At 73.1% G+C, this 13,669-nt stretch carries 12 protein-coding genes; 4 read left to right on the top strand and 8 right to left on the bottom strand.

Annotated elements, in window-relative coordinates; all coding sequences use genetic code 11:
- Positions 1-394: 394 nt before the first annotated feature.
- On the bottom strand, positions 395-967 hold the full coding sequence (locus ACZ3YO_RS20165; RefSeq protein WP_465551701.1) for a hypothetical protein: 573 nt from the start codon (positions 965-967) through the stop codon (positions 395-397).
- Positions 968-1,334: 367 nt separating this feature from the next.
- On the opposite strand from ACZ3YO_RS20165, the gene ACZ3YO_RS20160 reads away from it, so the two are divergent.
- Both ACZ3YO_RS20160 and ACZ3YO_RS20155 read left to right on the top strand, forming a co-directional pair.
- Positions 1,335-2,840: a glutamate-cysteine ligase family protein gene (locus ACZ3YO_RS20160; protein ID WP_465570971.1), complete on the top strand. Its 1,506-nt coding sequence runs from the start codon at positions 1,335-1,337 to the stop codon at positions 2,838-2,840.
- Positions 2,841-2,933: 93 nt separating this feature from the next.
- Positions 2,934-3,722, top strand: a complete 789-nt coding sequence (locus ACZ3YO_RS20155; protein WP_465551697.1) for a CPBP family intramembrane glutamic endopeptidase — start codon at positions 2,934-2,936, stop codon at positions 3,720-3,722.
- Here the strand turns inward: ACZ3YO_RS20155 and ACZ3YO_RS20150 are convergent.
- From ACZ3YO_RS20150 to ACZ3YO_RS20125, 6 genes are all read right to left on the bottom strand, one after another.
- Complete coding sequence (locus tag ACZ3YO_RS20150; RefSeq protein ID WP_465570968.1) at positions 3,700-4,233, bottom strand: HAD domain-containing protein; 534 nt, start codon at positions 4,231-4,233, stop codon at positions 3,700-3,702. The genes ACZ3YO_RS20155 and ACZ3YO_RS20150 overlap by 23 nt on opposite strands.
- A gap of 101 nt (positions 4,234-4,334) precedes the next feature.
- On the bottom strand, positions 4,335-5,612 hold the full coding sequence (locus ACZ3YO_RS20145; protein WP_465570965.1) for an MFS transporter: 1,278 nt from the start codon (positions 5,610-5,612) through the stop codon (positions 4,335-4,337).
- Between the two features lie 61 nt (positions 5,613-5,673).
- Entirely contained in the window at positions 5,674-6,375 is a 702-nt protein-coding gene (locus ACZ3YO_RS20140; RefSeq protein ID WP_465570963.1) for a dienelactone hydrolase family protein, read from the bottom strand.
- A gap of 64 nt (positions 6,376-6,439) precedes the next feature.
- Complete coding sequence (locus tag ACZ3YO_RS20135; protein WP_465570961.1) at positions 6,440-7,852, bottom strand: sugar porter family MFS transporter; 1,413 nt, start codon at positions 7,850-7,852, stop codon at positions 6,440-6,442.
- A gap of 118 nt (positions 7,853-7,970) precedes the next feature.
- A complete protein-coding gene (locus ACZ3YO_RS20130) occupies positions 7,971-8,603 on the bottom strand; it encodes an FMN-binding negative transcriptional regulator (RefSeq protein WP_396322576.1) in 633 nt (210 codons plus the stop codon).
- A gap of 13 nt (positions 8,604-8,616) precedes the next feature.
- The gene (locus ACZ3YO_RS20125; protein WP_465570958.1) at positions 8,617-9,279 is read right to left on the bottom strand and encodes a pyridoxamine 5'-phosphate oxidase family protein; all 663 of its coding nucleotides are present in this window, start codon (positions 9,277-9,279) and stop codon (positions 8,617-8,619) included.
- A 34-nt stretch (positions 9,280-9,313) separates the two neighbouring features.
- Between ACZ3YO_RS20125 and ACZ3YO_RS20120 the strand changes: the two genes are divergently transcribed.
- Entirely contained in the window at positions 9,314-10,651 is a 1,338-nt protein-coding gene (locus tag ACZ3YO_RS20120) for an aminotransferase class I/II-fold pyridoxal phosphate-dependent enzyme (RefSeq protein WP_465570956.1), read from the top strand.
- A 156-nt stretch (positions 10,652-10,807) separates the two neighbouring features.
- On the top strand, positions 10,808-12,016 hold the full coding sequence (locus ACZ3YO_RS20115) for a GDSL-type esterase/lipase family protein (RefSeq protein WP_465570953.1): 1,209 nt from the start codon (positions 10,808-10,810) through the stop codon (positions 12,014-12,016).
- Between the two features lie 132 nt (positions 12,017-12,148).
- Here ACZ3YO_RS20115 and ACZ3YO_RS20110 read toward each other — a convergent pair whose 3' ends face one another.
- On the bottom strand, positions 12,149-13,507 hold the full coding sequence (locus ACZ3YO_RS20110; RefSeq protein ID WP_465570950.1) for an NAD(P)/FAD-dependent oxidoreductase: 1,359 nt from the start codon (positions 13,505-13,507) through the stop codon (positions 12,149-12,151).
- Positions 13,508-13,669 lie beyond the last annotated feature (162 nt).

Below are 13,669 nucleotides of genomic sequence, written 5' to 3'. Positions count from 1 at the left end.
CTTCGCTCTGCGATCCTCCCCGTGGTGCGGCGCCGTCGGATGCCCGTCGGGAGCCGCCGCGGTAGTCGGATCCTGTCCGGCGCCGGACGGGTGTAGACCGGCGCTCAAGTGGGTAGGACAGGTGGTCCTTCCACGCTGGTTCCCAGTGTCGGCATCCCGGGACGATCGCGCAGCAGTTTGGTGACATGCGCCACAAGCCGAGGGCAGAGATCACCCGTTCAGGTGGCTGCGGCCCGGAAAAGCCCCCGGACGGGCCATCAGGCGGCTGGCCTTTCAGGGCCATGTCCGATGGCCCGTCCGGGTGGGGCGGGCAGAGCGGGGCCGGCGCGGAGCGCGCCGGCGGGGCGATCGGTGAGGGAGCGGCCGGCGAGGGAGCCGGCCGGCGGGGGAGGGCTCAGGAGGAGCCGAGCAGCAGCGGCCGGCCCAGCGGCGCCCGGGCCAGCACCGGCAGCAGGTCGGCGGCCGGGTAGGCGCGGTGCGCGGTGACCCCGAGCGGGGCCGGTGCCAGCGGGATCAGAAGGTCCGCCCCCGGGTCGGCGTCCGGACTGTGCAGCCAGAGCGCCGTCGCGTACTGGCCCGGGAACGTCAGCAGCCGGGGCTGCCGGCGGGCCCGTGACGTCTGGGTGAGCTGCCAGGCCTGGCGCAGCGCCCGGACGGTGGAGTCCAGGTAGGGCCCGGCGGTGAAGTGGGAGAAGGTGTGGCCCTCGACGCCCTGCACCACCTCGGCCGCGGCGGCCACCTCGGTGCCGTCCTTGATCAGGAAGCGCCAGCCCGTCCGCCGGGCGGCGGTGAGCTCGGGGCGCGGCCCGTCCAGGACGTGGACCGCGAGCGGGTGCGCGGGGAGCAGCGGTCCGGTCGGATGACGCAGTGCTGCGGCGGCGGGCTGGCGCAGCGCGTCCTCCGAGTCGAGCGCGGCGAGGACGGCGCGCAGGGCACTGGGCGGGGGCTGGGGGGTCTGCAGAGTCATGGCGGGGTCGCCTCTCCGTGCGAGATCGGCGTGCGAGTGCGGCATACCGGCATGGCGCGGTGTGTCGTCGGTGACGGGACCTGGCCATGTCCGGTTGTGCATGATCGCGGTGCGGGTACGGCCGCCGCCGTCGACGAGGGTTTCGGAGCGGCAGCGGGCCGGCCTGGGCGCAGTGCGAATTCTATCGAACAGGTGCGCAGGGTGACCTGTTTATCACAGGCGGTGGCGCCGGGCAAGTCGGCGGATGTGCTGAAAGACCGTCAGTTTCCTTGCATTGCAAGCCGTTCGAAGCAATCGGGTATCGATCTTCGAGGTGGGCATGATGCATGCACGGTCGCTCGGCCGGGCGGCTCAGGAGGAGGGGATCATGGGCGAGAAGGTCGTGGCGACGCGCGCGGACCTGTCGGACCGGCAGCTGTACCGCCGCAAGCTCCAGTCCTGCCTCGACGCGCTCGGGCGGATGCTGCGCGAGGACCGCTTCGACCGGCCCCGGGCGGTGATGGGCCTGGAGATCGAGCTCAACCTCGCCGACGAGCAGGGCCTGCCGGTGATGCGCAACGCCCAGGTGCTCAGCGCGATCGGCTCCAGTGACTTCCAGACCGAGCTCGGGCAGTTCAACATCGAGGTCAACATCACCCCGCACCGGCTCTGCGGCCACGTGTTCGAGGAGCTGCGCGAGGAGATCGACACCGGGCTGCGCTACGCCGACCGCAGGGCCGCCGAGGCCGGTGCGCGGATCGTCATGGTGGGAATCCTGCCGACCCTGGAGCACGACCACACCGGGCTGGACGCGATGTCCCACAACCAGCGGTACAGCCTGCTCAGCGACCAGATCCTGGCCGCCCGCGGCGAGGACATCACGCTGGACATCGAGGGCGTCGAACGCCTCCAGCTGGAGTCGATCACCATGGTCGCCGAGGCCGCCGCGACCTCGTTGCAGCTGCATCTGCAGGTCACCCCCGAACGGTTCTCCTCGGTCTGGAACGCCGCCCAGGCGATCTGCGGCCCGCAGCTCGCACTCGGCGCCAACTCGCCGTTCCTGTTCGGGCGCGAGCTCTGGCGGGAGACCAGGCCGGTGCTCTTCCAGCAGGCCTGCGACACCCGGTCGGCGGAGCTCAAGGCCCAGGGCGTGCGCCCGATCACGTGGTTCGGCGAGCGGTGGGTGGACTCGGCGTACGACCTCTTCGAGGAGAACCTGCGGTACTTCCCGGCGCTGCTGCCGATCTGTGACGACGAGGACCCGGTCAAGACGCTCGCCTCCGGGGGCGTGCCGCGGCTCGCCGAGATGCGGCTGCACAACGGCACCATCTACCGCTGGAACCGGCCGGTGTACGACGTCAGCGACGGCGTGCCGCACCTGCGGGTGGAGAACCGCGCGCTGCCGGCCGGGCCGACCGTCGCCGACACGCTGGCCAACGCGGCGTTCTACTACGGCCTGGTACGGGTGCTGGCCGAGCAGCCGCGGCCGATCTGGAACAGGCTGCCGTTCGAGCGGGCCGACGAGAACTTCCGGCAGGCCGCCCGGTACGGCATCGACGCCGTCTTCCAGTGGCCGCGGCAGGGCCGGGCCGGTCGCGGCGGCGGGCTCACCACCGTGCCCGCCGTCGACCTGATCATGAACGAACTGCTGCCGATGGCCCACCAGGGGCTGGACGAGTGGGGCGTGGAGCCCGCCGACCGGGACCGCTACCTCGGCATCATCGAGCAGCGCTGCCTGCGCCGGGTCAACGGCGCCTCCTGGCAGAGCGCCACCTTCCACCGGCTGCGCGAGCAGTTCGGGATGGACCGGCCGGCCGCACTGGCGGCGATGACCCGGCGGTACGTCGAGTACATGCGCGGCGGCGAGCCGGTGCACACCTGGCCGGTGGGCTGAGGGTCCGACCGCCCCTTCACCGCCCCTGTGGAAGGATGACCGCTCCGGCGGTCGGCCGACGGCCGGAGCGATGCCGGACCGCTGGAGCACGCCGTGACCACCGCCTCGACCGAACCGGAGACCGCGAAGCCCACGCGCCGGCTGCTCGGCGTCGAGCTGCTGACCGTTCTCGGCCTCTCCCTCGGGGCCAGTGGCATCGGCGCGCTGATCAGCTTCACGGGATCGCTCACCGAGACGCTCAGCCTCGGCCAGCAGGTCGCCACCCTGAACTCCTCGCGCGCGCCCGGCCGCCCCTGGCTGGACCTCGCCTGGCAGCTCTACTACATCGGGCGCGGGCTGATGCCGGTCGTCCTGGTCGGCTACCTGCTGGTGCGCGAGGGCACCTCGCTACGGGTGATCGGCTTCGACCTCGGGCAGAAGCTGCGCGACCTCGGCCGCGGAGCCGTCGTGGCCGCCGCGATCGGCGGCTCCGGGCTGGCGCTCTACCTGCTCTCGCAGGCGGCCGGGTACAACCTGACGGTGGCGCCGTCCGGGCTGCCGGACGTCTGGTGGCGGATCCCGGTGCTGGTCGCCTCCGCCTGGCAGAACGCGATCCTGGAGGAGGTCGTCGTCCTCGGCTACCTGCTGCGCCGGCTCGGGCAGCTGGGCTGGTCGTGGCCGGCGGCGCTGGTGGCCAGCTCGGTGCTGCGGGGCTCGTACCACCTGTACCAGGGGGTCGGCGGGCTGGTCGGCAACATGGTGATGGGCGCGGTGTTCTGCCTGCTGTACCGGCGGTGGGGCCGGGTGATGCCGCTGGTGGTGGCGCATGCGCTGATCGACACGGTGGCCTTCGTCGGGTACGCGCTGCTGGCCGGGCACGTCAGCTGGCTGCCCACCGGCTGACGAACGGCGGGACGGCGAGGGCGCGCGGCGGGCGGGCGAGCAGCCGGTCGACGTGCGGGCGCTCCAGGCCCTGGCCCGGGTCGATCGGGAGCAGGAGGCGGTCGCGCCGCCAGAGCGAGTTGCGGACCAGACGGCCGGGGATGACGTCGTCGACCCAGGCGAAGGGCCGGCCGGCGGCGTACCGCAGCAGCGGGGCCCACTTGTGGGCGGAGAACAGCTCCATCAGCGGCATCTTCGGGTCGCCGGGCTGCGGGACGTAGCCGGTGAGGCGGACCACCGGCAGCTCGGGCAGGCCGATCACCGGGGCGATGTGGGCGTTGGCCTGCTCCTCCCAGGTGGTGGCCCAGACGAGCTCGTACGTACCGGCCAGCTCGCGCAGCCAGGTGCCGTGCCGGGCGGAGAGCAGCACGGTGTAGCCGAGCAGGGTGTGGGCGTCGAAGTCGGCGTCCGCTTCGGGGCAGACCGGGTTGAGCACGCCGTCGACGTCCAGGAACAGCAGTGGCTTCGGCATCGGGCGCCCCCCCAGGTCTGACTCCGTCGTCACCTGGTCGGACGAGCGGCGTCCGCCGGTGGTTGCCCACCGGAGGGCGCACGCGGGGCGCACCGGGCGCGTCAGCGGGTGGTGGCGGGCTCCGCGAGCCGTGCGGACGGCCGGTCGGCGGTACGCCGGGAGAGACGGCGGACCTGGGGTTCCAGCAGGACGACGGCGCTCAGCAGCAGGCAGAGCGCCGCACACGCCCAGAGTGCGCCGGAGAGGCCGAGCGCGTCCGCTGCGGGGCCGGCCAGGGCGGTGCCGACCGGAGCCAGCGAGAGCGAGCCGAGCTGGTCGTACGCCGAGACCCGGGAGAACGCCTCGGCCGGGATCTCCTGCTGGAGCGCGATCATCCAGTTGACGCCGAAGACGGTGACCCCGGCGCCGGACAGGAACATCGCCACCACCAGGACCGGCAGCGGCACGGCCAGGGCGAGCGCCAGGGCGGGCAGGCCGAAGAGGAAGACGCCCCAGTTGCCGATCAGCAGGATCCGGCGCGGCTGCCAGCGGACCATCACCAGGCCGGTCACCACCAGGCCGATGCCGTGCGCGGCCAGTGCCAGGCCCCAGTCGCGGGCCCCGCCGAGCCGCTGCTCGGCGACGATCGGCCCGTACACCGCGTCCACGGCGGTGATGCAGGCCATCAGCACGGCGAACTGGAGCACGATCACCCAGAGCCAGCGGCGGGAGGCGAACTCCTGCCAGCCCTCGCGCAGGTCGCGCAGCATGCCGCCGCCGGGCTCGGCCGCAGCGGCCGGCTCGGCCTCCAGGAGGAAGCGCAGCGAGGCGGCGAGCAGGAAGCAGCCGGCGTCCAGCGCGAGCACCCAGCCGGGGCCGACGGCGGCGGTGAGGGCGCCGCCGAGCGCCATGCCGCCGATCTGGGCGGAGTTGAGCGCCATCCGGAAGACCGAGAAGGCCCGGCCGGCGTGTTCGGCCGCCACGCTCTGCATGATCATGCCCTCGGATGCGGGGGCGTAGAAGGCGTGGCCGGCGCCGCCCGCCGCGGAGAGCAGCATCAGCTGCCAGAGCTGGACGTTCCCGGCCAGCACCAGGGCGGCCAGCACGGCCTGCGAGACGGCGCTGAACAGGTTGGCCGCGACCATGACGTGGTGGCGCGGCAGACGGTCGGCGAGCGCGCCGCCGACCATCAGCAGCAGGACCACCGGGACCAGCCGGGCGGCGGTGACATAGCCGACCTCGGCCGTGGAGCCGCCGTTCTCCATGACGGCGAACGCGGTGGCGATCGGGGCGCCGGCATTGCCGAGACCGCTGATCACGGTGGCGGCGGTCTGGATGCGGTAGTTGCGGCCGGCCCAGGGGAAGCGGCGCCGGTGCGGGGGTGGGGGTTGGCTCTGCACCCGGCGACTATGACCGCGGAACTGTCAGCTGTCCAGCGCGTTTCGGCCCTTACGGCCTCCGTCAGCCGAGATGGCCCCAGAGGAAGCTGAGCGTCCGCCGCCAGGCGATCCGGGCCTGGAGCGCGTCATGGGTGCCGAGCAGGTTCTCGTCGTTCATGAAGGCGTGCCCGGCCGGATAGAAGTGGATCTCCGGGCGGACGTCGGTGGCCTCGCCGATCCGGATCGCCGCCTCGTCCACGGCGGCCATCGGGATCGAGCGGTCGTGCTCGGCGAAGTGGCCGAGGACGTGGGCGGTCAGGCCGCGGTAGTCGAAGTCCGGGTCGGGCGGCAGCCCGTAGAACGGGACCACCGCGGCCACCCGGTCGCCCTCGGCGGCGGCCAGCAGCAGGGAGAAGCCGCCGCCCATGCAGAAGCCGACCACCCCGACCGCGTCGCCGACCACGCCGTCCAGCCCGAGCAGGAAGCCGACCGCGCCGCGCAGGTCCACCACGGCCTGCCCGACCGGGAGTTCGCGTTTGAGCCGGGCGGCCTCGGCGGCGTCGTGGGTGGTCGTACCGCCGAAGAGGTCCGGCGCGAGGACGGTGAAGCCCTCGGCGGCGAAACGGTCCGCCATCGCCGCGACGTGCGAGGTGAGGCCCCACCACTCCTGGACCACCACCAGCCCGGGTCCGACGCCCTGCGGCGGCCGGGCCAGGTAGCCGTGGGCCTCGCGGCCGTTGCTGGGGAAGGTGACGTTCTGCCGGGAGCCGCCCTGCTCAGGCATGGCTTCCTCTCGGTGGGACGGGCCGCGCGCGGCGGCGTGGACGGCGGTGCCGCGGACGGCGGGCTCAGCCCATCTCCTCCAGGGCGCGGCCCTTGGTCTCCTTGATGCAGAAGGCCACGAAGGGGATGGAGAGCAGCGCGAAGACCGCGTAGATCACGTACGTCGCCGACAGGTTCCAGTCGGCGAGGTCGGGGAAGCTGACGGTGATCGCCCAGTTGGCGATCCACTGGGCCGAGGCGGCCACGGACAGGGCGAGCGCCCGGATCCGGTTGGGGAACATCTCGCCGAGCAGGACCCAGACCACCACGCCCCAGGAGAAGGCGAAGCAGAACACGAAGACGTGCGCGGCGACCAGGGCGACGGTGGCGTGGGCGTCGTCCAGGGTGGCGGTGTCACCGGTGCCTTGCCGGTAGGAGAACGCCCAGGCGGCGGTGGCCAGCGAGAGCGCCATGCCGGCCGAGCCGGCCAGCGCGAGCGGCTTGCGGCCGATCCGGTCGACCAGCACCATCGCGACCACCGTGCCGATCACGTTGACGATCGAGGTGGAGAGGCTGATCAGCAGCGAGTTGGCCTCGTTGATGCCGACGGACTGCCAGAGGAACGAGGAGTAGTAGAAGATCACGTTGATGCCGACGAACTGCTGGAACACCGAGGCGCCGATCCCGACCCAGACGATCGGCAGCAGCCCGAACCGGCCGCCCAGCAGGTCCTTGGCGCGCGGCTTGTGCGTGGACTCCAGCACGGCGCGGATCTCGGCGACCCGGGCGTCGAGGTCCACCCCCTCGCCCTCCACCTCCACCAGCACCTCGCGGGCCTGCGCCTCGCGGTGGTCGGCGATCAGGTAGCGCGGGGACTCCGGGATCGCCAGCGCCATCAGCCCGTAGACCAGGGCCGGGATGGTCTCCACGCCGAGCATCCACTGCCAGGCCTGGATGCCGCCGAGGTGGCCGGTGGACTCGCCGCCGGCGGCCTGGTTGATCGCCCAGTTGGCGAGCTGCGAGACGGTGATGCCGAGCACGATCGCCATCTGCTGGAAGGAGGCGAGCCGGCCGCGGTAGGCGGTCGGCGCGACCTCGGCGATGTAGGTCGGCGCGATGACCGAGGCGATGCCGATCGCGACCCCGCCGACCACCCGCCAGGTGGCCAGCACCTGGATGGTCGGCGGGAACATCGAGCCGATGCCGCTGATCGCGAACAGCACGGCGGCCAGCAGCATGGTCCGGACCCGGCCCAGGTGGTCGGCGAGCCGGCCGGCGGCCACCGCGCCGGCCGCCGAGCCGAGCAGCGCGATGGCCACCACGAAGGCTGTCTCGCCGTTGCCCACCCCGAAGTGCTTCTGGATGCCGGTCACCGCGCCGTTGATCACCGCGCTGTCGTAGCCGAACAGGAAGCCGCCCATCGCGGCGGCCGCGGAGATGAAGACGACGTGCCCGAGGTGCGCCTCACCGGCGGCCGGATGGGTGTGGGTTGTGGACACGCACGCTCCCCGAGTGGACGGGCCCGCCGGCACGGCCGTATGGGCAGGACTCGTCTCACATTCGATCAGCGACCGTGGTGGCCCGCCCGGTACCAGGGCCCGAACGGGTGACTTTGCGTCAGTGTCGTGACCCCGTACGGCGGGCGTTGCGCCGGAGCAGCTGGGCGCGGACGCCCGCGTCCAGGCCGTGCCCGCGCTCGGCGAGCCGGTCCGCGAGGGCGTACTGCTCGTCGGCGGGCTTCTTGTCGTCGTACTTGAACTTGGCCCGTACCTCGCGGACCGCCAGCCGCAGCCCGCGCAGGCCCGGAAGGAGCGGGCCGAACGGGCGCTCGCCGGGGGCGACCCGGGTGTCCGGCGTCTCCGGCTGGAAGTGCGCCAGCTGACGGTTGAGGATCTCCGCCTTGCCGGCCGCGTCCTCGACGACCGAGGCCGTGCAGTGGAAGTGCACCGAGGCGTAGTAGCTGGTCGGCGTGCCCGGCTCGCCGCGCCAGTGACCGGGGGCGAAGGCGTAGTCGTCGGTCACCGCCAGGGTGACCGCGGGGTCGGCGCGGACGGCGGCGAGCAGGGGGTTGGGTGCGGCGAGGTGGAGCAGGATCTCGCCGGCCTCCGCGTCCAGCAGGAAGTGGGTGGGGACCAGCACCGGGCCCTCGCCGGCGCGGCCGTTGGCGGCGAGCAGACCGAAGTCGCGCCCCTCGGCGAGCCAGGCCTGCCACTCGGCCTCGTCGCCCCGGTCCCAGGACCTGATCAGCATCGCCGGGCCCCCGTCACCCGGTGAAGTCGCGCAGGTGCGCGGGGAGCGGCACGGTGGTGGACTCGTGCGGCTCGGGCGTGCCGTAGACCGTGGTCACCGGCACCACGCCGGCCCAGTGCGGGAGGCCGAGGTCCTCCTCGTCGTCGTCGGCGGCGTCGGCCCGGGTCTTGGCGGAGACCTCGTCCAGGACGAGGCGGATGACGGCGGTGGCGGCCAGCTCCTTGGCGTTGGCCGGGCGGACCTCGGCGGAGCGGCCGGGGACGGTCTGGTCGACCAGCGCGTCCAGTGCGACCGACAGCTCCTCGGGGTCGGTCACCTGGTGGGCGGTGCCGTGGGCGACCACCGAGCGGAAGTTGATCGAGTGGTTGAACGCGGACTTGGTCAGTACCAGGCCGTCGACCAGGGTGACGGTGACGCAGACCGGAAGCCCCTCGTCGCCCTTGGCGCCGCGCAGTGGCCGGCTGCCGGTGGAGCCGTGGACGTACAGGCGGTCGCCGACCCGGGCGTAGATGGTCGGCAGCACGACGGGGGCGCCGTCGGCTATGAATCCGAGGTGGCAGAGGTAGCCGCTGTCCAGAATGGCGTGAATCGCGTCCTGCTCCCAGGTCGCGCGGTCCTTGTAGCGGGTCGGAGTGGTGCGGGGGGTGCGGGAGTAGGACGCAGCGCTGCCTGACATGACAACCTCTATGTACTAGTGCATAATCTCTTTTGTGCTAGGAGACTATCCGATCAAGGGGCGGCGCGCCAGCGAAATCGCGGCCGACGTCGAACATGGCGTCAGTGCCGGACGACTCGCGCCCGGCACCCCGCTGCCCCCACTGCGCGACCTGGCCGCCGAACTCGGCGTCAACCCCAACACCGTCGCCGCCGCGTACCGGCTCCTCCGCGACCGGGGCGTCATCGAGACCGCCGGCCGCAAGGGCAGTCGGATCCGCCCGCGGCCCGCGACCACCCCGCGCGACCAGATCCGGATGCCCGTCCCGCCGCACGCCCGGGACCTCTCCAACGGCAACCCCGACCCGGCGCAGCTGCCCGACCTCACCCCGGCCCTCGCCGCGGCCGCCGAGGCCGCCCGCCGCGACCCGGTGCGCTACGGCCGCGCCTCCGCCGACCCCGGACTGCTCGCACTGGCCTCCGAGGGCTTCCGCGCCGACGGCCTGCCCGCCGGGCCGGTCGCCATCGCCTCCGGCTCGCTCGACACCATCGAACGGATCCTCGCCACCCGGCTGCGCCCCGGCGACGTCGTCGCGGTCGAGGACCCGGGCTGGGGGAGCCTGTTGGACCTGCTGCCGGCACTCGGGCTGCGCGCCGCCCCGGTGCGGCTGGACGACGACGGCCCGCTGCCCGACGCGCTCGCCGGGGTGCTGGCGGACGGTGCCCGCGCGGTGGTCGTCACCAGCCGGGCGCAGAACCCGACCGGCGCCGTGCTCACCGCCGAGCGGGCGCGGGAGCTGCGCGCCGTTCTGGCCGAGCACCCCGGCGTCCTGCTCATCGAGGACGACCACGGCCACGGCATCGTCGACCAGCCGTACCATCCGCTGGCCGGCGCCGGATCGGAGCACTGGGCGGTGGTGCGCTCGGCGGCCAAGGCGTACGGGCCGGACCTGCGGCTCTCGGTCGCGGTCGGGGACGCGGAGACCATCGGGCGGGTACTGGGCCGCCAGCGGCTCGGCGCCGGCTGGGTCAGCCACCTGCTGCAGTGCACCGTCGCGGAACTGTGGCGCACCGACGCCGCGCCGGTCTCGCGGGTGGCCGCCGCCTACGGGGCCCGGCGTGGCGCACTGCTCGGCGAGCTGGCCGCGCGCGGCATCGAGGCGCACGGTGCGAGCGGGCTCAACGTCTGGGTGCCGGTGCCGGACGAGGCCACCGTGCTGGCTGCACTGGTGCAGCGTGGCTGGGTCGCGGCGCCCGGCGCACGCTTCCGCCTGGACTCCCCGCCCGGCCTGCGGATCACCGTCGCGGAGCTGGACCCCGCCGACGCGCGGCGGCTGGCCGACGACCTGGCGGCCGTCCTGGGAACGGACGGTGCCGTCTCGCGACCGATCTGAACCGACCGGTAACACAGCGAGAAACCTGGTGCAGATACCTAGCGGTAACAAGTGCGGGCGTGTCATGTTCATCGCGCCACCGGCCGGCGGCCCACCCTCACCTACGCGTCTCCCCGCCCCCACAGCGCGGGCGAGACCGACCGCAGGAGTTCCGCCGTGCCCGAAAGCTGTTCGAGCATCACTCGCAGAACCACCCGCACCACCCGACTGACCCGATTCGCCCGCCGGCTGCTCGCCGCCGGGCTCACCCTCCCGCTCGGCGCGGCCGGCCTGCTGGCCGTCGCCGCCGCACCCGCCCGGGCCGACGCCGGGACGGGGACGACCGCCAGCGTGACCCTCGGCGACAGCTACATCTCCGGCGAGGCCGGCCGCTGGAAGGGCAACTCCGTTGTCACCAGCGGCAACCGGGCCGGGACCGACCGGGCCTGGACCGGCAGCGCGTACGACCCGAGCCGGGTGTACGGCGCGACCGCGGCGAGCGGGTGCGACCGCTCGGACGTCGCCGAGGTCCGCAGTGCGCCCTCGGTGGCGCAGGCCCAGATCAACCTGGCCTGTTCCGGCGCCGTCGCCGCCAACGTCTACCGCGCCGCCAACGGCGGCCAGTCGTTCAAGGGCGAGGCCCCGCAGGCCGACCAACTCGCCACCGTGGCCGGCCAGTACAACGTCAAGCTGATCACCCTCTCGATCGGCGGCAACGACCTCGGCTTCGCCGACGTGATCACCACCTGCGTCTCGGACTACCTCGTCTGGTACTCCTACTGCAACGACGACCAGCAGTCCGCGATCGACTCCCGGATGCCCGCCGCGATGGCCGGTGTCGGCAAGGCTCTGGACGAGATCCGGGCGGTGATGTCGAACGCCGGCTACAAGACGGGCGACTACCGGATCGTGCTGCAGTCATACCCCTCGCCGATCCCGCGCAGCGCCGAGATGCGCTACCCCGAGAGCGGCTGGACCCGCTCCGACACCGGCGGCTGCCCGTTCTGGAACGGGGACGCCGACTGGGCACGGGACTCGCTCGTCCCGCAGATCTCCCGGGCGCTGGCAGCCGTCGCCGCCGCGAAGGGCGCGCAGTTCCTGGACCTCGCCGACATGCTGCAGGGGCGTGAGGTGTGTGCGAAGTCCGCCCGCCAGGCGACCTCGACCACGGCGCCGTCCGCCACCACCAGCGAGTGGGCGCGGTTCGTCGACGGCGGGCTCAGCTCCTCGCAGGGCGTCGTCCAGGAGTCGATGCACCCGAACTACTACGGGCAGCAGGCCCTCGGGCAGTGCCTCACCCTGCTGTACGCGCGGCCCAGCGGTGACTACGCGTGCCGCAACACCGCGGGGAGGGACGCGAGCGGGATGTACCTGACCGCGAAGTAGCGGCCGGGGACGGGCCGGTGCCCCTGCCGGGCTCGGCGGGGGCACCGGTCGTGCTGCGTTCGTGCCGCGTTGTTGCTGGGGTCGTGCCGGGGTCAGGGTCGGGGCCGGGTGGCTGGGCGGGCCCGGCGGCCGTCACCCCTTGGCCAGCAGGGCCTGGGCGTGCGCCCGGACCTGATCCTTCGTCAAGTAGGCGTCGGTGTACTCGAAGTCGCGGAGCCGGGCGGGCTGGCGGGCCAGGAAGCCGGTCCGGACGAAGTCGTCGCCGGCGGTGGCGTTGAGCAGCCAGTTGGCGCCGACCCGGAACTTGGCCGCATTGGTGCGCATCGCCATCAGGTGGTAGCCGCGTGCCACCAACTGGGCGGGGACGCCGCGCAGTTCGACGCCGATCGGCTTGGAGACCGCGTCCTTGCCGCCGAGGTCCACCACCAGGCCCAAGTCCTTGTGGTAGTAGGGCTCCAGAGGCTGGTTGCGCAGCGCGGCGATCACGTTGTTCGCCACCGCCCTGCCCTGGCGGGCGGAGTGCTGGGCGGTCGGCGGGCAGACCGCGCCGTCGCCCTTGGCGAGGTCCGGCACCGCGGCCGCGTCGCCGAGCGCGAAGACGCCCTCGAACTGCGGGACCCGCATCTCGGCGGTCACCGCGATCCGGCCGCGGACGGTCTCCGCGTCCAGGGTGGCGATCAGCGGGCTGGCCGCGACCCCCGCCGTCCAGATCAGGGTGCGGCTGGGGAGCACCCGGCCGTCGGTGAACTTGACCGACTCGGCACCGACTTCGGCCACCGAGACGCCGAGCGAGACGTCGATGCCGCGCCCACGCAGCACCTCCAGGGCCGCGGTGCCGAGGGCGTCACCCAGTTCGGGCATCAGCTTCGGGGCGATGTCGATCAGGTGCCACTTGATCTGCCGGGAGTCCAGCCGCGGGTAGCGCTGGGCGGCCGCGGTCGTCAGACGCTGGAGGCAGGCGGCCGTCTCGGTGCCCGCGTAGCCGCCGCCGACCACCACGAACTGGAGCCGAGACTCGCGCTCCTTCTGGTCCAGGGTGGCCGAGGCGAGGTCGAGTTGGGCGATCACGTGGTCGCGGACGTAGGTCGCCTCGGCGAGCGTCTTCATGCCGCGCGCGTAGTCGGTGAGGCCCGGGATGTCGAAGGTGCGGGTCACGCTGCCGGGGGCGAGCACCAGGTAGTCGTACTTCTGCGCGACCACCTCGTCGGTGATCTTGCGGACCACGCAGACCTTGGAGCGCGGGTCCACGCCGATCGCGCCGCCCGGGACGATGTGGGTACGGCGCAGCGACCGGCGGAGCGAGACCGCGACCGACTGCGGGGTGAGCACCCCGGCCGCGACGTGCGGGAGCAGCGGAAGATAGAGCTGATAGCTGAACGGCGTGACCAGCGAGATCTCCGCCTCGGAGGGCGAGAGCTTGCGTTCGAGGCGGCGAGCGCACTCCAGTCCGGCGAAGCCGCCGCCCACGATCAGGATCCGAGATCGTTCCATCGCTCATCCTTACAGTGCAGGTCGTACCGCGCTGGGTCCGAGGCCACTACTGCCCGCCACACTCGCACGGCCCAGGGCGGGGTGCCACCGGGGCGGCGCGGATGGTGGAGACGGGGGTGGTGGGGCCTTCGGGGGTCGGGTGGGGTCGGTGCGGGCCGGTCG

Source organism: Kitasatospora sp. NPDC022785, assembly GCF_055561295.1.
The sequence above is the reverse complement of the archived record's forward strand: the minus strand, read 5'-3'. Positions and strand labels throughout refer to the sequence as shown.